Annotated in this window: 18 protein-coding genes; 7 read left to right on the top strand and 11 right to left on the bottom strand. The window is 69.4% G+C overall.

Translation table 11 applies throughout. From position 1 onward, the window contains the following. Positions 1 to 160: 160 nt before the first annotated feature. On the bottom strand, positions 161 to 877 hold the full coding sequence (locus AB0B64_RS57810) for an FCD domain-containing protein (RefSeq protein ID WP_358204789.1): 717 nt from the start codon (positions 875 to 877) through the stop codon (positions 161 to 163). Between the two features lie 97 nt (positions 878 to 974). Here AB0B64_RS57810 and AB0B64_RS57805 point away from each other — a divergent pair, with 97 nt between their 5' ends. After that, a complete protein-coding gene (locus AB0B64_RS57805; RefSeq protein ID WP_358204783.1) occupies positions 975 to 1,484 on the top strand; it encodes a gluconokinase in 510 nt (169 codons plus the stop codon). Between the two features lie 619 nt (positions 1,485 to 2,103). Here AB0B64_RS57805 and AB0B64_RS57800 read toward each other — a convergent pair. Both AB0B64_RS57800 and AB0B64_RS57795 read right to left on the bottom strand, forming a co-directional pair. After that, entirely contained in the window at positions 2,104 to 3,588 is a 1,485-nt protein-coding gene (locus tag AB0B64_RS57800) for an FHA domain-containing protein (protein ID WP_358204778.1), read from the bottom strand. 330 nt (positions 3,589 to 3,918) lie between these two features. After that, the gene (locus AB0B64_RS57795; RefSeq protein ID WP_358204773.1) at positions 3,919 to 5,055 is read right to left on the bottom strand and encodes a site-2 protease family protein; all 1,137 of its coding nucleotides are present in this window, start codon (positions 5,053 to 5,055) and stop codon (positions 3,919 to 3,921) included. 115 nt (positions 5,056 to 5,170) lie between these two features. Between AB0B64_RS57795 and AB0B64_RS57790 the strand changes: the two genes are divergently transcribed. From AB0B64_RS57790 to AB0B64_RS57780, 3 genes are all read left to right on the top strand, one after another. Continuing rightward, positions 5,171 to 6,031: a RecB family exonuclease gene (locus AB0B64_RS57790; RefSeq protein ID WP_357951685.1), complete on the top strand. Its 861-nt coding sequence runs from the start codon at positions 5,171 to 5,173 to the stop codon at positions 6,029 to 6,031. A gap of 62 nt (positions 6,032 to 6,093) precedes the next feature. Next, a complete protein-coding gene (locus AB0B64_RS57785) occupies positions 6,094 to 7,272 on the top strand; it encodes a sensor histidine kinase (protein ID WP_357951683.1) in 1,179 nt (392 codons plus the stop codon). Further along, entirely contained in the window at positions 7,269 to 7,952 is a 684-nt protein-coding gene (locus AB0B64_RS57780) for a response regulator transcription factor (protein ID WP_357951681.1), read from the top strand. Before AB0B64_RS57785 ends, AB0B64_RS57780 begins: the two co-directional genes overlap by 4 nt. A gap of 100 nt (positions 7,953 to 8,052) precedes the next feature. Here the strand turns inward: AB0B64_RS57780 and AB0B64_RS57775 are convergent, their stop codons facing one another. The 8 genes from AB0B64_RS57775 to metH form a co-directional block, all read right to left on the bottom strand. Continuing rightward, on the bottom strand, positions 8,053 to 9,078 hold the full coding sequence (locus AB0B64_RS57775; protein WP_358204763.1) for a dipeptide ABC transporter ATP-binding protein: 1,026 nt from the start codon (positions 9,076 to 9,078) through the stop codon (positions 8,053 to 8,055). Then, positions 9,075 to 10,109 (bottom strand): ABC transporter ATP-binding protein, encoded by a 1,035-nt coding sequence (locus tag AB0B64_RS57770; protein ID WP_357951677.1) that lies wholly within the window; start codon positions 10,107 to 10,109, stop codon positions 9,075 to 9,077. The genes AB0B64_RS57775 and AB0B64_RS57770 overlap by 4 nt, the downstream gene beginning before the upstream one ends. Further along, complete coding sequence (locus AB0B64_RS57765; protein ID WP_357951675.1) at positions 10,106 to 11,119, bottom strand: ABC transporter permease; 1,014 nt, start codon at positions 11,117 to 11,119, stop codon at positions 10,106 to 10,108. The genes AB0B64_RS57770 and AB0B64_RS57765 overlap by 4 nt, the downstream gene beginning before the upstream one ends. A 93-nt stretch (positions 11,120 to 11,212) precedes the next feature. Then, complete coding sequence (locus tag AB0B64_RS57760; protein ID WP_357951673.1) at positions 11,213 to 12,976, bottom strand: ABC transporter substrate-binding protein; 1,764 nt, start codon at positions 12,974 to 12,976, stop codon at positions 11,213 to 11,215. Between the two features lie 57 nt (positions 12,977 to 13,033). Beyond that, the gene (locus AB0B64_RS57755) at positions 13,034 to 14,032 is read right to left on the bottom strand and encodes an ABC transporter permease (RefSeq protein ID WP_357951671.1); all 999 of its coding nucleotides are present in this window, start codon (positions 14,030 to 14,032) and stop codon (positions 13,034 to 13,036) included. A 251-nt stretch (positions 14,033 to 14,283) separates the two neighbouring features. Then, entirely contained in the window at positions 14,284 to 14,808 is a 525-nt protein-coding gene (locus AB0B64_RS57750) for a cellulose synthase (protein WP_357951669.1), read from the bottom strand. 393 nt (positions 14,809 to 15,201) lie between these two features. Continuing rightward, positions 15,202 to 15,843: an HAD family phosphatase gene (locus tag AB0B64_RS57745; protein ID WP_357951667.1), complete on the bottom strand. Its 642-nt coding sequence runs from the start codon at positions 15,841 to 15,843 to the stop codon at positions 15,202 to 15,204. 193 nt (positions 15,844 to 16,036) lie between these two features. Further along, positions 16,037 to 19,501: a methionine synthase gene (gene metH, locus AB0B64_RS57740; RefSeq protein WP_357951666.1), complete on the bottom strand. Its 3,465-nt coding sequence runs from the start codon at positions 19,499 to 19,501 to the stop codon at positions 16,037 to 16,039. A gap of 92 nt (positions 19,502 to 19,593) precedes the next feature. Here metH and AB0B64_RS57735 point away from each other — a divergent pair, with 92 nt between their 5' ends. The 3 genes from AB0B64_RS57735 (at position 19,594) to AB0B64_RS57725 (ending at position 21,926) form a co-directional block, all read left to right on the top strand. Then, positions 19,594 to 20,055, top strand: coding sequence for a universal stress protein (locus AB0B64_RS57735; protein ID WP_357951664.1), 462 nt, complete (start codon positions 19,594 to 19,596; stop codon positions 20,053 to 20,055). A 257-nt stretch (positions 20,056 to 20,312) separates the two neighbouring features. Then, on the top strand, positions 20,313 to 21,167 hold the full coding sequence (locus AB0B64_RS57730; protein WP_357951663.1) for a PAC2 family protein: 855 nt from the start codon (positions 20,313 to 20,315) through the stop codon (positions 21,165 to 21,167). 267 nt (positions 21,168 to 21,434) lie between these two features. Then, complete coding sequence (locus tag AB0B64_RS57725; protein ID WP_358204743.1) at positions 21,435 to 21,926, top strand: hypothetical protein; 492 nt, start codon at positions 21,435 to 21,437, stop codon at positions 21,924 to 21,926. The last annotated feature ends 212 nt before the right edge of the window (positions 21,927 to 22,138 follow it).

The following is a 22,138-nucleotide window of genomic DNA, read 5'->3' as shown; positions in this document are numbered from 1 at the left end:
CGCTCCGCCACCGGCGCGTGTCAGCCGCCGCTCCCCGACCGACGTGTGTCAGCCGCCGCTCCCCGACCGGCGTGTGTCAGCTGTGCTGTGCGACCGGCGCGCGTCAGCCCGTCCTCTGCTGAGACGCCCAGTGGCCGGCCGGCTCCGCGACCACTGCGCGTCAGACGTCTGGCCCGAGCATGGCGCTTGTCGCCTCGTCGACGATGTCACCCATCGCACGTTGCGCCTCCGCGGGGTCTCCGGCCTGGATCGCCTGGGCCACCTCCGCGTGCCGGCGGATCGCCGCCGGCTCCGGGAAGGCCGGCATCAGGTGGTGGTGCGTACGAGCCGCCAGCACCTCCGTGACCACCGTGGTGAGCGCGCCGAGCATGTCGTTGCCCGAGGCTTCGAGCAGCGTCCGGTGGAACAGGATGTCGGCGGCCAGGTAGGACTCCAGGTCGCCGGACCTGCCGTGGACGGCCATCCGCATGACCGCCTCCGTCAACCGGCCGCACTGCTCGGGGGTGGCATGGGTGGCGGCGAGCGCGGCGGCGACGGGTTCGGCGCCGCGGCGGAGCTCGCCGAGGGAGCGGAGCAGCGAGGCGCGTTCGCCGCTGTCGAGCCGCCAGCGGATGACGCGGGGGTCGAACAAATTCCAGGAGGTCCTGGGCGACACCGTGATGCCGACGCGCCGGCGGCTGCTGACCAGGCCCATCGACTCCAGGACTCGTACGGCCTCGCGCACGACCGTACGAGACACCCCGAACCTGGCCTCCAGCTGCTCGATCCTGAGCACCTGACCGGTGGCGTAGTCGCCCGCGACCACGAGGGCGCCCAGCTCGCCGAGCACGCTGCGGTGCAGACTCTCGTCCGTGACGCCCCTGCTCACACGCCTCACATGCTTCAAAAGTATGATTTATTCGACTTCTCAGCTTGATTGATATGACGCAAGCTGTCTAGTCTGACGCGCATCCGAGCCCGAGAGGTTGCCCCGTATGGACGACTCACCCCGCCCGCAGCTCATCGTCGTGATGGGGGTGACGGGTTGCGGCAAGTCCACCGTCGGTGCCGCGCTCGCCGAACGCCTCGGGGTGCCGTTCGCCGACGCCGACGACTTCCACAGCCCCGCGAACGTCGCCAAGATGACCGCCGGAATGCCGCTCGACGACGCCGACCGGCTGCCGTGGCTGCGCGCGGTGGGCGCCTGGCTCGCCGAGCGCGCCGGCACCGGGGCCGTGATGGCGTGCTCGGCGCTGAAGCGCCGCTACCGCGACCTGCTGCGGGAGGCCGCCCCCGAGGTGAGCTTCCTGCACCTCGACGGCGACATCGACATGATCAGGAAGCGGGTGACGCACCGGCCCGGGCACTTCATGCCCGAGTCGCTGGTGGCCTCGCAGTTCGCGGCCCTCGAACCCCTCGGCCCCGACGAACGCGGCGTCGCCCTCGACCTGTCACTGCCGGTCGACGACCTGGTGAACGCCTATCTCGCCCGTACGACCTCGTGAACGCCCACTCTCGGCCGGACGGCCTCCTGAACGCGCACCTCAGCCGTGCGACCTCCTGAACGCGCACCTCAGCCGTACGAGCTCCAGAGCGCGTGCCTCGCCCGGACGACCCCCTGACCGCACCCTGCGCGACGTCCGGCACGCTCCTGGCCGACCGGCGTCGGCCGCCCGGAAATGAGCCAGATCCGCGACCGAAAGCGAGACGGCACGGCCGAAGCGGATAGGGCTGAGGACGCGAGGGCCCAGGTACGAGAAGCCCCGGACCGGAGAGGTCCCAGGAGCGGGAAGCCCCAGAGACGCGAGGGCCCAGGAGCGAGAAGCCCCAAGGCGAGAGGACCGACGTCGCCTTCCTGAAGGCCCTCCTGAAGGCCCTCAGCCCTGGGCGGCCAGCGGGTGGCGCACGGGGGCCCGGCGCACGGGCCCATTGGCGCACGGAGGCCTAGCGCACAGGCCCATTGGCGCACGGCGGCGGCTCCGTCTACGGCCGGTGGCGGGTGATGCACGGCGGCGGCTTGCGCGTCGGCGGGCGGTGCACGGTGGCGGGTCACAGCAGAGCGCCCGCACTCCCACCAGGAGTACGGGCGTTCAGCAAGATTCGGGAAGGTTCAGGACGAAGGGCTCATCCCCGGTGAGCCTCGAAGCGCATCGTGCGGGAGACACCGACGCGGACCGTGGTGCCCGGGACGATGGTGACGGGCTCGTTGGGCGGGATGTCATAGAAGTTGGGGTCACCGGGCGGCTGGATCTGGGTGCCGTTGACCGACCCCAGGTCGACGAGGTTGACGTCCCAGCCGTCGAGCGCCACCCGCAGATGCCTGCGGGAGACCGACCCGTCGGGGCTGGTCACCTTGGCGGGCCTGGCCGTGCCGCCCGCCACCTCCGGCGCGCGCTCGGGGTCGCGTCCCAGCAGGTAGTCGCTCTCCAGCGGCAGCGCGGTGCCGTCGTCGAGGATGAGGACGCCCAGCGGGGGCCGGGGCCCCTTGTACGGCACGAGGGTGCGCTGGACGAGCGCGATGCCGCAGACCGCGCAGTAGGGCACGCGTGGGTCGTTGAAGTGGTCGTTCTTGCAGTCGACGCCGTAGACGAGCTGCCGGTCGCCGTGCTCCTCCTGGGCGGGCGGAGGCGGCGGCTGCTCGAACAGCTCGCGGGGCTGTTCGAAGTGCTCCCGTGGCTGGTCGTAGGGGGAGGCGGGCTGCTCGAAATGTTCGCGGGGCTGGTCGTACTGCTCACGCGGCTGGTCGTAGGGGGAAGAGGGCTGCTCGTACTCGGGCATCGTGCCGTTGCCGGAGTGCGCGGGTGCGGGCTCGTCGTAGGTGGGGAACCCGCTCGGCTGCTCGGCCGGGGGCAGCGGGTCCGGGACCGCAGACAGGAACGGCGGCTGCTGCTCCAGCGCGGGAGGCGGCGGCTGCGGCCCTGAGGCGGGCTGGGGGCCCGACAACGGCTGCGGGCCTGACAAAGGCTGAGGGCCCGAGGGTCCGGCCGCCGAGGGGGTGGCGGGCTGGTCGTTGCCCGACAGCGGATAGGGGGCCATCTGCACCGGAGGCGGCACGACCAGGTCGGGCTCGAAGTGCAGGGCGGTGTTGGGCAGTTCGCTGGTCAGCGGCCTGGACTGCGCCGCGGGCCGCTCGGCGACCTCACCGAAGTCGCCCATCAGCCCGCCGCCGTGCACCACGCCGCCGTCGAAGCTGACCGCGGGATGCGGCTCGCCCCCGCCGGGCAGGCTCAGCGAGACGCGTTGGACCGGCCCGTTGATGAGCCGGTCGGCCCAGGTCAGCGAGTCGCTGCCGGCCAGCCGGGTCTCGCCGGAGGCCGTGGTGACCGTGGCCGAGGCGGAGCCGCTGACCAGGACGGCCACGCCGCCGTCGACCGGTCCCGCGACCGCGCAGGTGGCGGGGTCGCCGGTCATGTTGGCCGCGAGCACCTGAGCGGCGCGCCTGGCCAGCGCTCTGCCGTCGCCCCCGGCGGCGGCCGTCTCGCGTAGTGCCTTGAGCAGTTCATCGGCCGCGGCCTCGGCCGCGTCGCACACCAGCAACAGCCCGCCCAGATAGGCGACCAGCCCATCTCCGGGAAGCGGACGTACCGCCCCGAAGCCCTGGCCCGTCATGACTCCTCCTTCATGACGACCGCGCTGCGCTCATCGGTGCCCTCGCTGCGCTCGGTCACTCAATTCTCCTCCCCGGAAGCCGGCGTTATCACGGCACCCGCACTGCCGTGCCGGCCACCAGCCATACGCATACCCATACGGCGAGGCGGCGTCGCGGCCGCCCCCGTCTCGATTCGGTGAACCGGTGGACCGGTGGACCGCAATAAACCTGGCCGGACAGAACACTATCGGCCAGCCGTCTCATCCTCGAACCGCCGGGTGCGATCCGGAATCACCTGATCACTGGACACGACACTAGCCGGGGGCTGCCGGTTATACGAGTGGGACATATCAGACGCCGCTGAAGACGCGGTTGACGTCGGCCGTGGCGAGCACGCCGTAGATCTCGCCGCCGCGCTCCACGAGCAGGTATTCGCCGGCCGGGGACTCGCGCATGGCGTCGATGAGCGCCTCTCCCGTCAGGTCGGCGGCCAGCACCATGGACGGCTCCAGCGACTTGGCCATGGAGCCGGCGTTCACCCAGGGGCGGCGGTGCTCGGGAGTGGCCTGTACGGACGCTTCGTGCACGATCGCGACGGGGCGGCCCTCATGATCGACGACGACGAGGGCGCCGGCCCGCTTCTCGGCGGCCTGGCGCAGCGCCTCCGACAGCGGTGTCTCGGCGACGACGGGGATCGCCCTGCGGGCCAGGGTACGGGCGTTGACCTGCGGGATCCTGGCGCGGATGCGGGCCACGCGCAGCGACTGGGTGGCGCCGAGCCAGATGAAGGAGGCCAGCACCAGCGGCCACAGCACGTCGCGAAGGTCCACTTCCTGCCCGCTCATCAGCGGCGTGGCGATCGGCACGACCACCAGCAGCACGGCCAGTACCCTGCCGCCCCAGGCGGCGGCGATGGTGCCGGAGCCGGCGTTGCTGGTCAGCTTCCAGACGCCGGCGCGCAGCATCCGGCCGCCGTCGAGCGGCAGCCCGGGCAGCAGGTTGAACACGCCGACGATGAGGTTGGCCAGCCAGAGCTGCCAGATCAGTACCTCAGGGATGCCGCCGCCGTTGATCAGGAAGACGTCGGCGGCCAGGCCGATCCCGGCCAGGCCGAGCGACAGGGCCGGGCCGGCGGCGGCGACCATGAACTCCTTGCCGGGGGTCGGCGGCTCCTTCTCGATCTCCGACACGCCGCCGAGCAGGTAGAGGGTGATCCGGCGGACCGGCAGGCCGTAGGACTTGGCCAGCACGCTGTGGGCCAGCTCGTGCAGCAGGACCGAGACGTAGAGGAGTACGGCGAAGACGAAGGCGACGGCGTAGGCCGCTGTGGCGTCGAGCTCGGGCAGCATGGCCCGCACCTGATCACCGAACATCCAGGTGATGAAGGCCGCGACGATGAACCACGTCCACGACACGTAAACCGGGATGCCGAACGGCTTTCCCATCCGAAGACCGGAAAATTCCTGCTGCGGGCTCTGCTCGCTCACCGCGCTCCTTGCCGTTCATTACGTGCTGTCCGCTGCCTTGATGCTACGCGCCGGACGAGGTGCTCCCGGCTTCGCGGGCCCTATTCTGTCGGGCTCTTGACCTAGAGTGCGGTGCATGACGTTGACCGAACCGGTGATCATCGGAGCCCTCTCCCCCTCCCGGGCGGGCGACTTCATGACCTGTCCGTTGCTCTATCGCTTCCGCGTGATCGACCAGTTGCCGGAGAAGCCCTCGGCGGCCGCCGTGCGCGGCACGGTGATCCACGCGGTCCTGGAGCGCCTGTACGACCTGCCCGCGCCGCGTCGTTCGGTGGAGGCGGCGCTGGAGCTGCTGGAGCCGCAGTGGGAGCGGCTGCTGTCCGATGATCCGCACTACGCCGAGATGTTCGCCGATGACGAGGAGCAGGCGACCTGGCTGGCGCAGGCGCGGGGGATGCTGGAGCGCTATTTCACGCTGGAGGACCCGACGCGGCTGGAGCCCGCCGAGCGGGAGCTCTATGTGGAGGCGGTCCTCGACGGCGGCCTCATGCTGCGCGGCTACGTCGACCGGCTCGACGTGGCGCCGACCGGCGAGGTGCGGGTCGTCGACTACAAGACCGGCAGCGCGCCGGGCCCCGACTTCGAGGCCAAGGCGCTGTTCCAGATGAAGTTCTACGCGCTGGTGCTGTGGCGGCTGCGCGGCCAGGTGCCCAGGCTGCTGCAGCTGGTCTACCTGGGCGGTGGCGGCGAGGTGCTGCGGTACGCGCCGGACGAGGCCGATCTGCTGGCCACCGAGCGCAAGGTGCGGGCGCTGTGGACGGCGATCGAGCGGTCGCTGGAGACGGGCGAGTGGCGGGCGCGGCGCAGCCGCCTGTGCGACTGGTGCGACCACCAGGCGATCTGCCCGGAGTTCGGCGGCACCCCGCCGCCGGTGCCGGACCGGCAGCCGGGCGACACCGTACGGAGCAACCGCCGGGCGGCCACGGACGAGCTGTAGGAGTCCGGCTCTCCTCCCTTGGGAGGAGGTTCCGGGCTCTCACCTGGACCTACAGTGAAGCGGTGCGCATCGATCGGGCCAGGTTCCACGACACCCTGTTCGCCGTGGCGCTGGCCGCGGTCTCGGTCTGGCTCTTCCTGTCCGCCGATTCGGCGTTGCTGGAGCCCGGTGGTGGGCAGGCGGTCGGCGAGACGCGGGGCGCCGACCCGTTCGGCGCCGTGCTGGTGCTGCTGGCGTGCGCGCCGGTCGCCGTACGCAGGCGCTGGCCGCTGGCGACGTTGTGCGCGGGGCTGCTGCCCGAGACGCTGCTGACCGGGCTGGGTTACGGTTCCGGCGTGGCGGCGGCGCCGGTGCTGGTGCTGCTCTACTCGGTGGCCTCCCTCCGGGGGCTGGCCGTGGCGCTGTGCGCGCTGCTGCTGTCGTTCCTGGCCTACGCGTTCGCCGGGGCGCTGAGCCCGGTCACCGGCGGCAACTGGAGTGAGCACCTGGTGGCGTTCATCGTGCTGCTCGCGGTCTGGGGGGCCGGGCGGAGCCTGCGGCTGCGCCGCGCGTACCTGGAGGAGCTGAAGGACCGCGCGGCCCGGCTGGAGCGCGCCTACGCGGCCGACACGCGGGCCGCGCGGGCCGAGGAGCGGTCGAGGATAGCCCGCGAGCTGCACGACGTCGTGGCCCATCACGTGAGCGTGATGACGGTGCAGGCGGCGGCCGCGCGCCGGGTGCTGGCCGCCGATCCCGACATGGCGCGTGAGGCGTTGTCGGCCATCGAGCACACGGGCCGGATGGCGATGAGCGAGATGCGCAACATCGTGGGCGTGCTGCGTACCGACGCCCGGGCCGAGCTGGGGCCGCAGCCCGGGATGGACGATCTGCCGGCGCTGGTGGAGCAGATGCGGGAGGCGGGGCTGGCCACGCGGCTGTCGGTCGAGGGCGATGCCCGGCCGATTCCCGCCGGGGTGGATCTGGCCGCCTACCGGCTGATCCAGGAGGGTCTGACCAACAGCCTGCGGCACGCGGGCGCGGGTGCCAAGGCGGTGGTGACCGTATGCCATGGTCCGCGTGAGCTGGACGTGCGGGTGGAGGACGACGGGCGGGGGCCGGCGAGCCTCTCCGGGCCGCCAGGGCATGGTTTGGTGGGCATTCGCGAGCGAGTTGCCCTCTATGGTGGAATCCTCAGCATCGGTCCGCGACCGGGGGGCGGTTTCGAGGTGCGCGCGAGGTTCCCGTTGAAGGACTCACCATGACGATCAGGGTGCTGCTGGTGGACGACCAGCCGCTGCTGCGCACCGGTTTCCGGCTGATACTCGAGGCCGAGTCCGACATCACGGTGGTGGGGCAGGCCGGTGACGGCAAGGACGCGCAGGAGCAGACGCGGGCGTTGCTGCCCGACGTCGTGCTGATGGACATCCGGATGCCCGGGGTCGACGGCATCGAGGCGACGCGCAGGATCGTGCGGGAGGCGGCGCCGACGGCGCACGTGCCGAAGGTGCTGGTGCTGACGACGTTCGACCTGGACGAGTACATCGTGGAGGCGCTGCGGGCGGGCGCCTCCGGGTTCCTGCTGAAGGATGTGCCGCCGGACGAGCTGGTGCAGGCGATCCGGGTGGTGGCGGCGGGCGACGCGATCGTGGCGCCGAGCGTGACCCGCCGGCTGCTGGACCGCTTCTCCAAGCGGCTGCCGTCGGCGTACGAGCAGGCGACCCCGGCGCGGCTCGACCGGCTGACCGAGCGGGAGCTGGAGGTGCTGCGGCTGATCGCCAAGGGGATGTCGAACGCGGAGATCGCCCGGAAGCTGGTGGTCAGCGAGACGACGGTCAAGACACACGTCGGCAACGTGCTCACCAAGCTGGGCCTGCGCGACCGCGTGCAGGCGGTCGTCCTCGCCTATGAGACCGGCCTCGCGACACCGGGTGCCGCTTCCTGATCTTCACCGTGACGGCCGCCGGCCGCCGATCTGGTGGTGGCGGCATCCGCTGATCCAAAGAAAACCGGTCGGCGGTGGGGCTCCCATCCGCCGACCGGCGTCAGGAGGTCGTGGCGGCAGTCTCCGGCGCCTGGGCGGGGGCGTTCTCCGGGAAGTGGCAGGCCACCCGGTGACCGCTGGCCAGCTCCTCCAGGGGCGGCTCCACCGTCTTGCAGATGTCCTGGGCCTTCCAGCACCGGGTGTGGAAGCGGCAGGCCGGTGGCGGGTTGAGCGGGCTGGGGACGTCGCCCGTCAGCCTGATGCGGTCGCCGTCCGCGCGGGCCTTGGGATCCGGGATCGGGACCGCCGACAGCAGCGCGTTGGTGTAGGGGTGCATGGGGCTGCTGTAGAGGCGCTTGCGGTCGGCGATCTCCACGATCTTGCCCAGGTACATCACCGCGACCCGGTCGCTGATGTGGCGGACCACCGACAGGTCGTGGGCGATGACCACGTAGGTGAGATCCAGCTCGTTCTGCAGGTCCTCCAGGAGGTTGACCACCTGGGCCTGGATCGAGACGTCCAGCGCCGAGACCGGCTCGTCGGCGATGATCAGCTTGGGCTTCAGCGCGAGTGTGCGGGCGATGCCGATGCGCTGGCGCTGGCCGCCCGAGAACTCGTGGGGATAGCGGTTGTAGTGCTCCGGGTTGAGCCCGACCAGCTGGAGGATGTCCTGGACGGCCTTCTTGATCCCGTGCTCGGTCTGCACGCCCTGGATGCGGAACGGGGCGCCGACGATGGTGCCGACCGTGTGGCGGGGGTTGAGCGAGGAGAAGGGGTCCTGGAAGATCATCTGCATGTCGCGGCGGAGCGGCCGCAGCTTGCCCTGACTCATGTGGGTGATGTCGCGGCCCTCGAAGACGACCTTGCCCGCGGTCGGCTCCAGCAGCCTGGTCACCAGCCGGCCGGTGGTGGACTTGCCGCAGCCCGACTCCCCCACCAGGCCGAGCGTCTCACCCTTGAACACGTCGAAGCTGATCCCGTCGACCGCCTTGACGGCCCCGACCTGGCGCTTGAGCAGGCCCTTGGTCACCGGGAAGTGCTTCTCCAGGTCCTGGACGGAAAGAAGCGGCTCGTTCGAGGTGGTCACTGCGTCTCCAGCACTGGCTTGACTTCGTTCTCCCACAGCGTCCGCCGCTGCGTCCTGCTCAGGTGGCAGCGCACCAGGTGGCCGGGGTCGGTGTTGATCAAGGCAGGGATCTCCGCCTTGGACTGACCGTCGGTCTGGTCGGAGTAGGGGCAGCGGGGGTGGAAGGCGCAGCCCGATGGCACGTTGATCAGCGACGGCGGGGTGCCCTTGACGGGCAGGAGCCGTTCGGTGGGCTCCCGGTCGAGCCGGGGCATCGAGCCCAGCAGTCCCCAGGTGTAGGGGTGCTCGGGCCGGTAGAAGATGTCCTCGGCCGAGCCGTACTCGATGCACTTGCCCGCGTACATGACCAGGATGTCGTTGGACAGCTCGGCCACCACGCCCAGGTCGTGGGTGATGATGATCAGCGCGGAGTTGAACTCACGCTGCAGGTCTCGCATCAGGTCGAGGATCTGCGCCTGCACGGTCACGTCGAGCGCGGTGGTCGGCTCGTCGGCGATGAGCAGCTCGGGGTCGCACGACAGCGCCATCGCGATCATGGCGCGCTGGCGCATGCCGCCGGAGAACTCGTGCGGGTAGGAGTCGACCCGGCGCTTGGGCTCGGGGATGCCGACCCGGCCCAGCATGTCGATGGCGTGCTTGCGGGCCACGCTCTTGGAGACCTTGTGGTGGAGGCGGTACGCCTCGATGATCTGGTCGCCCACCGTGTAGAAGGGGTGCATCGACGACAGCGGGTCCTGGAAGATCATCGCCATCTTGCGGCCGCGCAGCCGGCGTACGTGCTCCTGCGAGGCGGTGATGAGGTCTTCGCCGTCGAGCCAGATCTCGCCGGAGACGTTGGCGCTCTTGCCGCGGTGCAGGCCGAGGATGCCCAGGCTGGTGACCGACTTGCCCGACCCGGACTCGCCGACGATGCCCAGGGTCTTGCCGCGTTCGAGGCTGAAGGACAGCCCGTCGACGGACTTGACCACGCCGTCGTCGGTCGAGAAGTGGATCTTCAGGTCCTTGACGTCGAGAAAGGGGCTCTCGCTCACGTCAGCCTCACTCTCGGGTCAACCACCGCGTAGAGCAGGTCGACGATCAGGTTGGCCAGGATGATGAAGATCGCCGCGGTCAGCGTGACGCCCATCACCTGGGGGAGGTCGTTGTTGTTGATGGCGTCGACCGCGTACTTGCCGATGCCGGGCAGCGAGAAGGTGCTCTCGGTCAGCACCGCGCCGCCGAGCAGCAGGCCCAGGTCGAGGCCGAACATGGTCATCACGGGCGTGAGCGTGGCACGCAGGCCGTGTTTGACCACCACCATGCGTTCGGGCAGGCCCTTGGCCCGCGCCGTGCGGATGTAGTCCTCCGACATGGTCTCCAGCATGCCCGCTCTGGTGAGCCGGGCGTAACCGGCGGCGTACAGGAAGGCCAGCGTCACCCACGGCAGGATGAGGTTGTTCGCCCAGGTGAGCGGGTCTTCCGAGAACGGCACCCAGTCGGCGACGTCGCCGACCAGGCCGAGCTGGTCGCGGAAGATGGCCAGCGACACGATGCCGGTGAAGAAGATGGGCAGCGACACGCCCGCCAGGGCCACACCCATCGAGAGGCGGTCGAAGAAGCTGCCGCGCCGCAGCGCCGACAGCACGCCCGTCGAGACGCCGAACACCACCCACACCACGGCGGCGCCGAGCGCCAGTGACAGGGTGATCGGCAGCCGGTCGAGCAGGTCGGGCAGCACCGGGTTCTGGGTGACGTAGGAGTAGCCGAGGCACGGGGCGGGGCAGTGCTCGACGCCGGGACCGTAGTTGCGGTCGACACCGACGAAGATGCCCTTCACGAACCGCCCGTACTGCACGACCAGCGGGTCGTTGAAGCCCAGCCTGACGGCGGCCTCGTGGATCATCTGGTCGTTGGCGGCCTTGCCCACATAGCGGGAAGCGAGGTCGTCAGCGGACATCCCGGCGAGCCGCGGGACGAGAAAGAAGATGGCGAACGTCGCGATGCTCACCACGAAGAGCAGCATGACGGCCGCTATCAACCGTCTGATGATGTATGTGGCCACTGATCTCGGCTATGGCGGCCGGGCCTTGTGGGCCCGGCCGCCGAAGCCTTCACCTGCTTTCGACGAACGTTCCGGAGGTTTTCCCGGACCGGGTTACTGGGTGCTCAGCGTCAGGAACTCGTACATCCCGAAGTTCTGGCTGACGAACGCGTTCTTCAGCGTCGGCGGCCGGTAGAACAGGCCGTGCGCCCAGACGTAGGGCAGGATGAACGCGTCGTCCATGACCTTCTTGTCGACCGAGGCCCAGATCGAGTTGCGCTTGGTGGCGTCCTGCTCGGCCGCGGCCTGGTCGACCAGCTTGTCGATCTCCGGGTCCTTCACGCCGAGGTTGGTGTTACCGGCGGCGCGGATGACGCGGCTGTCGACGATCTGCTGGAAGAAGCCGAAGCCCTCGGGGTAGTCGGCGCCCCAGCCGTAGACCATGAGGCCCAGGCCGTTCTTCTTGGCGAAGTCGGGCTTGCCGGCGTACAGCTTGAAGTAGTCACCCTGCGGGAAGCCCTTGACCTCCAGCTTGATGCCCACGCGGCCGAGCGACTGCTGCAGCGACTCGGCGGTCTGCTTCTCCGCCGCGCGCTCGACGCGGAAGGAGATGGTGGTGCTGAAGCCGTTGGGCTGGCCGCAGGCCTTCAGCTCTTCCTTCGCCTTGTTCACGTCGCCGCCGGGGTTGGCCTCGACGCCGTAGAGGTCGTTCTTCTCGTAACCGGTCATCTTCGACGGCATGAGGCTGAGGGCGATCTCGCCACCGGCGTCGGGACCACCGTAGGCGCCCTGGATCGCGGAGCGGTCGGCGGCGTACAGCACGGCCTTGCGGCAGTGGATGTTGTCCAGCGGCGGCACGTCGGCGTTGAGGTTGGTGAACCAGGTGCGGTCGAGCGGCGCGGAGTCGGCGTACTGCTTGACCTTGTCGTCGGTCAGGACGGTCTTGCGGGCGTTGGCCCCCACGCCGGTGCTGTTGATCTTGACGTCGATCTTGCCCGAGAGCAGGCGCTGGTCGAGGTCGTCCTCGTTCTGGCCGAGCAGCACCTCGATCGAGTCGTTGAGCTGCTTGCGGTTGGGGTCGGTCGCCGCGTCCCAGTTGGGGTTCTTGACCAGCTCGATGCGCTTGCCGAGCTCGTGGGCCTTGAACATGTACGGGCCGGTCGCGACCGGGTGCTCCTTGTACTTGGTGCCCGTGTCCTTGGCCGCCGGCACCGGGGCCGTCGACGGGAGCATGGCGAAGTAATCGAAGCCGCCGTAGGCCTTCTTCAGATGGAAGACGACCGTCTGGTCATCGGGCGTCTCGACGCCCTTCCAGGAGTCGAGCTTGTCCTTCATCTTGTACGGGCCGGTGTAGTCGCCGTTGTCGAGCCAGTCGTTGAAGTAGGTCGGGCCGCTGGGCAGGATCTCCTTGTCCAGCGAGCGGGCCACGGCGTACTTCACGTCCTTGGACGTGATCGGGGTGCCGTCCTCGAACTTGATGCCCTTGCGCAGCGTGTACGTCCAGGTCTTGCCGCCGTCGCTGGCCTTGCCGAGGCCCTCGGCCAGGTCACCGACGAGCTCGAGGCCCTCCTTGCCCGGCACCGGCTTGAACATGGTCAGCGCGCGCGTGTAAAGGCGGGAGAAGTTCCAGGCGTAGCCGTAGTACTGGTCGCCGGGGTCAACCGAGTCGAAATCGCCCGGCATGCCCATGTGGAGCGTGCCGCCCGTCTTGTCGGACGGGTTGACGACCTGCGTCACTCCGGCGTTGTACTGGCTGGCGGGCGCCTCGGCGGTGGCACCGCCGGTCTTCTTGGCAGAGCCGCCGCCACCACACGCGGAGACGGCCAGGGCGAGAGCAGCGGTGATCGCGACCGCCGACGCCATGGATTTTATCTTCATCGACCTGACACACCCCTTGTAACTAGGAGTCCAAAATTTGCGGGATAACTCACGAGGTCATCGAGCCTTGGGATCGAAGGCGTCCCTCAGGCCGTCGCCGAGCAGGTTGAACGCCAGCACGGTGACGAAGATCGCGAGGCCGGGGAAGAGCATGAAGTTGGGCGCCACGTCGTAGTTGTGGACCGCCTCGGCCAGCATGCCTCCCCACGTCGGGGTCGGCGGGCGTACGCCCACGCCGAGGAAGGACAGCGCGGCCTCGAACAGGATGTTCGACGGGATCAGCAGCGTCGAGTAGACCAGGATCGGGGCCAGCAGGTTCGGCAGGATCTCCTTGAACAGGATGATGTGGTTGCGCGCGCCCAGGCTCCTGGAGGCGTCGACGAACTCCCGTTCACGCAGAGATAGCGTCTGACCTCGGATGATACGCCCGATATAGGGCCAGTTGAAGAAGCCGATGATGAACACGAGCAGGCTGATCCGCAGCGTGTCACCCGACATCCCGAACGCCTTGTCGGGGATCACCCCGCCGAGCGCCAGCGCGAACACCAGCAGCGGGAAGGCGAGGAAGATGTCCATGAGCCGGCTGATGATCGTGTCGATCCAGCCGCCGAAGAAACCGGCGATCATGCCGAACACGGTGCCGAGCAGGACGCAGAGCAGCGTCGCGAAGAACGCGATGAGCAGTGAGATGCGTGCGCCGTAGAGGATCCGGCTGAACAGGTCGCGGCCGGTGGTGGGCTCGACCCCGAACAGGAAGTCGGAGCTGATGCCGCCGAACGTGCCGAGCGGCGCCTGGATGGCCGGGTCGATCTTCTCCCGGTGCCATTCCGCCGGCGGGTGGCCGAACCACGACACCAGCAGCGGCGCGAAGATGGCGACGAGGATCAGCACGACGATGACGATGCCGCCGATCATGGCGATCTTGTCGCGCTTCAGCCGCATCCATGCGATCTGGCCAAGGGAACGCCCTCGGATGACTGAGGAGTCCGCGCCCTCCAGAACGGTTTCCGGTCCGGCTTCGATAGCCGAGCCCGGAACATCGAGCGGTGCGGTCATGCCAATGGCCCCCTGGATGCCAGACGACGTCGTCCGAGTGGGCGGCGGTCCCGATCAGGTTATGCGCCGCGCTGGTGAAGTCGCTAGTCGCGTCCTCAGGAGGCAGAATCTATGGCCTGAGCTGGTATGACCAGCCCCTCAGGGCGGGATGTGGCTCAACTGTGATTGACGCGAAACTCATTCGTATCGATCTTGGGAAGTTTGTCTACACCCCGTCCCGGTTGCGTCTCGGAACTGTGACACACCTCGGATCAGCTGATGCCCCTGCGCTTGAGAATATCCTCGATGTCGGAGAAGTCATCGTCGTTGTTCTTCTTCGCCGCCGCCGCGGCAGGCTTTCCTGCAGGCCGCGCCGCTGTCTGTCCTGTAGTCTCTCCGGCCGGCTGCCCCGCCCTTTGGCCGACAGCGCGCTGTTGCGGCGCGGCCGGGGCCTCCGCGGCCTTGCCCGGCTTGCCGTCGCGCGCCAGCTTCAGCTTCCGTCCGCGCATGAACCCCGACGCCACGAACAGCACCACGGACAACCCGGTCACGGCGACGCCCGCCCAGACAAGGGGGTTGAAGATCAGGCTCGTCACGAAACTCACGATGGTGGCGCCGATGGTCCACAACGACTGCAACGCGCCGGTCAGGTAGGCGGCCAGCGGGAGCAGCGCCCACGCGGCCATCCTCATGCCGGCCGCCGCGCCTCTGCGCCGGAAGGCCAGGAAACTGAGCACCAGCCCCGCGATGGTCACTCCGGCGCACAGCGGCAACCAGTAGATCTGCTCAAAAGTCATTTCGCCGCCCCTTTGTTATGTGGCTGTGCTCCCCATCCTGGCACGCTCCCTCCCGCCGTCCCTCCTCCCCAAGTACCGGCCCTCCCTTAGGGGATCGGCTTGCCTTCGGTTGGGGGTCGCCCTCTTGCCGGGGTGAAAGCTTTACTTTTTTGTACGGCAAGCATGGGGAACCCGCCACCCGCCGCACGGGGCGGAGGGCCTCCAGGAATACGGCCTCTGACCGGATGGTGGCCGGCCGCCGTTACGCGCGCTCCTCGGTTTCGACGGACCCTCAGCCGGAGGCGCGGCCAGGGAATCGGCCCGCTCGGACCGCCGCCCTGTTCAGGGGGATCGGCCCGTACAGGGGGATCGGTCCGTACAGAGGGATCGGCCCGTACAGAGGAATCAGCTGGGTCAGGGGATCAACGCGCGGAGGGTGGGAATCGTGACGTCCGTCAGGGATGGAACCACGAGGCGGCCGGGAGCCGGGTCGATGGGCAGGAGGCTGGGGACCCCTACGACCGCGCAGCCCGCGGCTGTGGCGGCGGCCACGCCGTTGGGCGAGTCCTCCAGGACGACACAGCGCACCGGGTCGACGCCCAGCAGCTCGGCCGCCGTCAGGTAGGGCTCGGGGTCGGGCTTGGTGCGAGTCACGTCGTCGGCCGTCACGATGGCGTCGAACCGGTCACGGCCGACGCCCTTGAGCACCGCGTCGGCGATCTCCCTGAGCGACGAGGTCACCAGGGCGACCGGGATGCCCTCCTCGCGTACGGCGTCGAGCAGTTCGGAGGCGCCGGGCATGAGCTCCACGCCGTCCGCCAGGCGGGCCACCATGCCGTCGATCATCCACTCGCGCAGGTCCTCCGGAGAGACGGACGAGCCGGAGACGGCGAGCATGTAGGCGACGGTGCGTTCCATGGAGCCGCCGACGAGGTGCGCCTGGTGATCGAGCGTCCACTCGCCGCCGAGCCGCGCCATCACCTCGGTCTCGATCTCCAGCCACACCTTCTCGCTGTCGACCAGCAACCCGTCCATGTCGAAGAAGACGGCTTCCATGCATCCCCCGATCAGTTCGTGTACGGCACCGCGACGGCACCCCGTCCCGCCATTCTCACCGCCGACGAGAAGATCGCGAGCGCCGGGGCCTCACCCACGGGCGTGACCGAGAGCGAGGCCGGACGAGCGCCCCACAGCGCCCGGAGGCCGCCCGGATGAGCGGCGCTCGGGCCGAATCAGACGTTGAAAGTACTCAGACGTTGAAGTATTTCGCCTCCGGGTGGTGGGCGACCAGGGCGGAAGTGGCCTGCTCCGGGTGGAGCTGGAACTCCTCCGACAGCGTGACCCCGATCCGCTCTGGGTCCAGGAGCTGGAACAGCTGCACCTGGTCCTCGAGGTTGGGGCAGGCCGGGTAGCCGAAGGAGTAGCGGCAGCCCTGGATGTTGACCTTGAGCATGTCGTCCAGCGACTCCTCGCCGCCGATCCCCCACTCGGCGCGGACCCGGGCGTGCCAGTATTCGGCCAGCGCCTCGGTGAGCTGCACCGACAGCCCGTGCAGCTCCAGGTAGTCACGGTAGGCGTCCTTGGCGAACAGCTCGGCCGTCGCCTCGGAGATCTTGCCGCCCATCGTGGCGACCTGGAAGCCGACCACGTCCACCTCGCCCGACTCGCGCGAGCGGAAGAAGTCGGACAGGCACAGGTGCCGGTCACGGCGCTGGCGCGGGAAGGCGAAGCGGGTGCGCTCGTCTCCGGCCTCGTCGAGGATGATCAGCGAGTCGCCCTCGCTGACGCACGGGAAGTAGCCGTAGACGACGGCCGCCTCCAGCAGCCCCTCGGTCTGGATGCGGTCGAGCCACATGCGCAGCCGCGGCCGTCCCTCGGTCTCGACGAGTTCGTCGTAGCCGGGGCCGTCACCGCCGCGCGTGGGCTTGAGGCCCCACTGCCCGAGGAAGAGCGCCCGCTCGTCGAGGAAGGCGGAGTAGTCGCTCAGCGAGATGCCCTTGACGATGCGGTCGCCCTGGAAGGGCGGCACCGGCACCCGGTTGTCGGCGGCCACGTCGGAGCGCGCGGGCAGCTCCTCCTCCGGCGTGCGGGTCAGGACGGCGCCGGTCTTGACCCGGCGCTCGCGCAGCGGCGGCAGCGTGGCCCCGGCGACGCCGCGCTTGACGGCCATGAAGGAGTCCATGAGCCGCAGCCCCTCGAAGGCGTCGCGGGCGTAGCGGACCTCGCCGGCGAACAGCTCGGCCAGGTCTTGCTCGACGTAGGCGCGGGTGAGGGCGGCGCCGCCGAGCAGCACCGGGTAGCGATCGGAGATGCCCCTGGAGTTCATCTCCTCCAGGTTCTCCTTCATGATGACCGTCGACTTCACCAGAAGGCCGGACATGCCGATGACGTCGGCCTTCTGCTCGTCGGCCGCCTCCAGGATCGCCGAGACCGGCTGCTTGATGCCGAGGTTGACCACCTGGTAGCCGTTGTTGGACAGGATGATGTCGACCAGGTTCTTGCCGATGTCGTGCACGTCGCCCTTGACCGTGGCCAGCACGATGCGACCCTTCGTCTCACCCTCGACACGGTCCATGTGCGGTTCGAGGTAGGCGACGGCGGTCTTCATCACCTCGGCCGACTGCAGCACGAACGGCAGCTGCATCTGCCCGGAGCCGAACAGCTCGCCGACCGTCTTCATGCCGTCGAGCAGCACGTTGTTGATGATCTCCAGGGCGGGCCGCTGCTCCAGGGCGGCGTCGAGGTCGGCCTCCAGCCCCTTCTTCTCGCCGTCGATGATGCGCCGCTTGAGCCGCTCCCACAGCGGCAGCGCCGCCAGCTCCTCGGCCTTGCCCTCACGCAGCGCCGTCGCGTCGACGCCCTCGAACATGTCGATGAAGCGCTGCAGCGGGTCGTAGCCCTCGCGGCGGCGGTCGTAGACCATGTCGAGCGCGACCTGACGCTGATCGTCGGGGATGCGCGACATCGGCAGGATCTTGGAGGCGTGGACGATGGCCGAGTCGAGACCGGCGTTGACGCACTCGTTGAGGAACACCGAGTTGAGCACCATGCGCGAGGCCGGGTTGATGCCGAAGGAGATGTTGGACAGGCCCAGCGTGGTCTGCACGTCGGGGTAGCGGCGCTTGAGCTCGCGGATGCCCTCGATGGTCTCCAGGCCGTCGCGGCGGCTCTCCTCCATGCCGGTGGCGATGGTGAAGGTGAGGCAGTCGACGATGATGTCGGACACCTGCATGCCCCAGTTGGCGACCAGGTCGTCGATGGTCTCGCTCGCGATGCGTACCTTCTCGGCCGCCGTGCGGGCCTGGCCGTTCTCGTCGATGCACATGACCACGACGGCGGCGCCGTGCTCGCGTACGGCCGTCATCGTCTTGTGGAAGCGTGAGTCGGGGCCGCGCCCGTCCTCGTAGTTGACCGAGTTGACCACCGCGCGCCCACCGAGCATCTCCAGGCCGGCCCGCAGCACCTCCGACTCGGTCGAGTCGAGCATGATCGGCAGCGTGGAGGCGGTGGCCAGCCGGAACGCCAGCTCCTTCATGTCGGCCACGCCGTCGCGGCCCACGTAGTCGACGCACAGGTCGAGCAGGTGGGCGCCGCCGCGGGCCTGCTCGCGGGCCATCTCCACGCAGTCGTCCCAGCGGCCTTCGAGCATGGCCTCACGGAAGGCCTTGGAGCCGTTGGTGTTGCACCGCTCGCCGATGGCCAGGTAGGAGGTGTCCTGGCGGAACGGCACGGTCTGGTAGAGCGAGGAGGCGCCCGGCTCGGGGTGCGGGCGGCGCGCGACCGGCTGTTTGCCGCGTACGCGGTCGACGACCTTGCGCAGGTGCTCGGGGGTGGTGCCGCAGCAGCCGCCGACCAGCGACAGGCCGTAGTCGCGGGTGAAGGTCTCGTGCGCGTCGGCGAGCTCGTCGGCGCCGAGCGGATAGTACGCGCCGTCGGAGGTCAGCACCGGCAGGCCGGCGTTGGGCATGCACGAGAGCTTCAGCCGGGAGTGCCGGGCCAGGTAGCGCAGGTGCTCGCTCATCTCGGCCGGGCCGGTGGCGCAGTTGAGGCCGATCAGGTCGACGCCGAGCGGCTCGATCGCGGTCAGCGCGGCGCCGATCTCGGAGCCCAGCAGCATGGCGCCGTTGGTCTCGATCGTCACCTGGGCGATGATCGGCACGTCGCGCCCGGACTCCTCGGCGGCCCGCTTGGCGCCGATGACGGCGGCCTTGACCTGGAGCAGGTCCTGGCAGGTCTCGATGATCAACGCGTCGGCGCCGCCCGCGATCAGGCCCGCCGCGTTTTCGCGGTAGGACTCGCGCAGCTTGTGGTAGGGCAGGTGCCCCAGGGTCGGCAGCTTGGTGCCGGGACCCATCGAGCCGAGCACGAAGCGCGGCTGCTCGGGCGTCGACCAGTGGTCGGCCCGCTCGCGCGCGATCCTGGCGCCCGCCTCGGAGTATTCGAAGACCCGCTCGGGGATGTCGTATTCGCCCAGGGCCGCCAGGTTGGCGCCGAAGGTGTTGGTCTCCACGCAGTCGACGCCCACGGCGAAGTAGGCGTCGTGAACGCCGCTCACGATGTCGGGACGGGTGACGTTCAGCACCTCGTTGCAGCCCTCGTGACCTTCGAAGTCGTCGAGGGTGGGGTCCTGGGCCTGCAACATCGTCCCCATCGCCCCGTCGGCGACGATCACTCGCTGGGACAACACTTCACGGAAGGACGGGGAGCTGCTCATGGGCTAGAGCTTATCGGCTGTGCAGAAAGGCTTGAGCGGACGGCTATTCTGCCAAGAAGACAATTTGACCAAATGTCTAATAGGGGTTCCCGATGGCCTACCGCACCGTGCTGGCCGGCACCGACGGCTCCGCCTCCTCCTTCCGCGCCGTCTCCGCGGCGGCGTCCCTGGCCGGCGCGACCGGCGCCACCCTCGTCCTGGCGTGCGCGTACCTGCCCATGCGGGCCGGCGAGCGGGCCGCCGCCGCGGACCGGCTCGGCGACCTGGCCTACAAGGTGAGCGGCTCCACCCCCGCCGACGACGCCCTGAGGGCCGCCCGCGAGCACGCCGTCGCCGCCGGCGCGACCGAGGTCGTCCTGGCGGCGGAGGAGGGCGACGCGGTCGACGTACTCATCACGCTGGCCGCCGCGCACGAGGCGGACCTGCTGGTCGTCGGCAACCGCGGGCTCAACAGCCTGGCGGGGCGGCTGCTCGGCTCGGTGCCCTCGCACGTGGCCCACCGCGCCTCCTGCGACGTGCTGATCGTCCACAGCACCCCCGGCGGCCGCGCCTGACCCCGTACTGAGTGCGAGCGTCCGGCTTTCTCCGCGCCTGGCCCTCACCCCGTACCGAGTCCGAGCATCCGGCTTTCTCCGCGCCTGACCCTCACCCGTACCGAGTGCGAGCGCCTGACCTGAGGGCGCCCGGGCCGTCGGCGCGTGGCGGCGTCTGACCGGTCGCTCCGCGACGATGACTGATCACCGTTACTCCGTGACATGACCGCCTCCTCACCGCATAGGCTTAGCTGGACAGCGGAGAGAGGAGGCGACACGTGATCGAGTTCGAAAGGCTCCCCGAGCTCGTCGACCCGGTGCTCATAGCCGCGTTCGAAGGGTGGAACGACGCCGGCGAGGCATCCAGTGGTGTGATCGCCCACCTCGAGTCCGCCTGGAAGGCGGAGCCGCTGGTCGAGCTGGATCCCGACGACTACTACGACTTCCAGGTCACCCGGCCCGTCGTGGAGATGGGCGACGGGCTGACCCGCTCCATCATCTGGCCGACGACGCGGCTGCTGCGTGCCCGGCCACCGGGCGTCGAGCGTGACGTGGTGCTGCTGCGCGGCATCGAGCCCAACATGCGGTGGCGGTCGTTCTGCGCCGACATCATCGAGGTCTGCCGCGAGCTCGGCGTCGAGCTGGCCGTGATGCTCGGCGCGCTGCTCAACGACTCACCGCACACCCGCCCCGTGCCGATCCTGGGCGGCGCCACGGACGAAAACCTGGCCCGCTCGACCAACCTGGAGCTGAGCCGCTACGAGGGTCCCACGGGCATCGTGGGCGTGCTCCAGCAGTCGTTCGGCGACGCCGGCCTCGACGCCGTCTCGCTGTGGGCGTCGGTGCCGCACTACGTGGCCCAGCCGCCCAACCCCAAGGCCACGCTGGCGCTGCTGCGCCGCCTCGAAGACCTGCTGGAGATCCCGATGCCGCTCGGCGATCTCGACGAGGAGGCCCGCGCCTGGGAGAACGGCGTGGACGAGCTCGCCTCCCAGGACAGCGAGGTGGCCGAATACGTCAAGGAGCTCGAGGAGCGCAAGGACGCCGCCGAGCTGCCCGAGGCCAGCGGCGACGCGATCGCCGCCGAGTTCGAGCGCTACCTGCGGCGCCGGGACCGCGACACTGACAGCTGACTCGCAGCCTTTGTTTACCGAACTTTCTGGAAGTTTCAGGTAATAATCAGTAGCTATACAACTTTGCACCAAGTTGGAACCCCAGGACCGGCTCGTCACGAGGACCCCGGCCGCGAATGCCACGTTGCACCTATCCACGCGAACCTCCCCACGCGAACCTCCCCACGCGAACCTCCCCATGTGACTGCGCACGTTAGGCCAACCATGGCGACTTCCCACGTAGACCCGCACCAGAGGAGTCAGGACACCCGGCGACGCATCCTGGAGATGGCGCTCTCTCTCAGGGATGACCGTCCCGGCGGCTCCGTGGACCATTTCCTCGCCCTGCTGCAGGACCGGCTCCCGCTCTGGCTCAGCATCCTGCACGGACTGTCCCACCGCGTCGGGAGGGGCAGCGTCACCGACAACCTGCTGCCCATCGTGCGGGCGGGCATCGACTACTACACGGATGTGCAGGCCGTGGCGCTGCCGGCGTTCACCTCGCCGTCCGTCACCGTCCGCTTCCGGCAGGCCGTACGCGATCACGGACTCGGGCCGATGGCGGAGATCCTCCCGCTGGCCGCCTATCTGGAGGGCGAGCAGCGTCTGGGACGGGTGGCCGCCGGCGTCGACCCGGAGAGTACCGCCCGGCTGCTGCTGGCGGGGTGCTTCCACCACGCCTACATCGAGATGTTCGTGGGCGCCGACGCGGGGCCGTCCCGGGACGCCGGCGCTCAGGAGATCGTCCGCGAACTCCGCCTCGAACCCACGCCTGCCTGACACTCCCCCGGCTGCACCGCCCACCCTCCCTACCGACCACCGACCACGGCGTCCGTCGACCATGGCGTCCGTCGGGATCGCACGTGCCGGAGTTGCGGCGTCGGGGATCGTGGGAGGCGGAGTCGGGGCCCCGAAATCGCGGGCGCCGGATCACGTCTGTCCGAATCGCGTCTGTCAGGGATCCCGAACGCCGGATCACGTCCGTCCGAATC

The sequence above is a fragment of the Nonomuraea sp. NPDC049129 genome (assembly GCF_040648495.1).
In the GTDB taxonomy this organism is placed as follows: domain Bacteria; phylum Actinomycetota; class Actinomycetes; order Streptosporangiales; family Streptosporangiaceae; genus Nonomuraea.
Note: the sequence above shows the minus strand (reverse complement) of the source record. Positions and strands in the feature narration are given on the sequence as shown.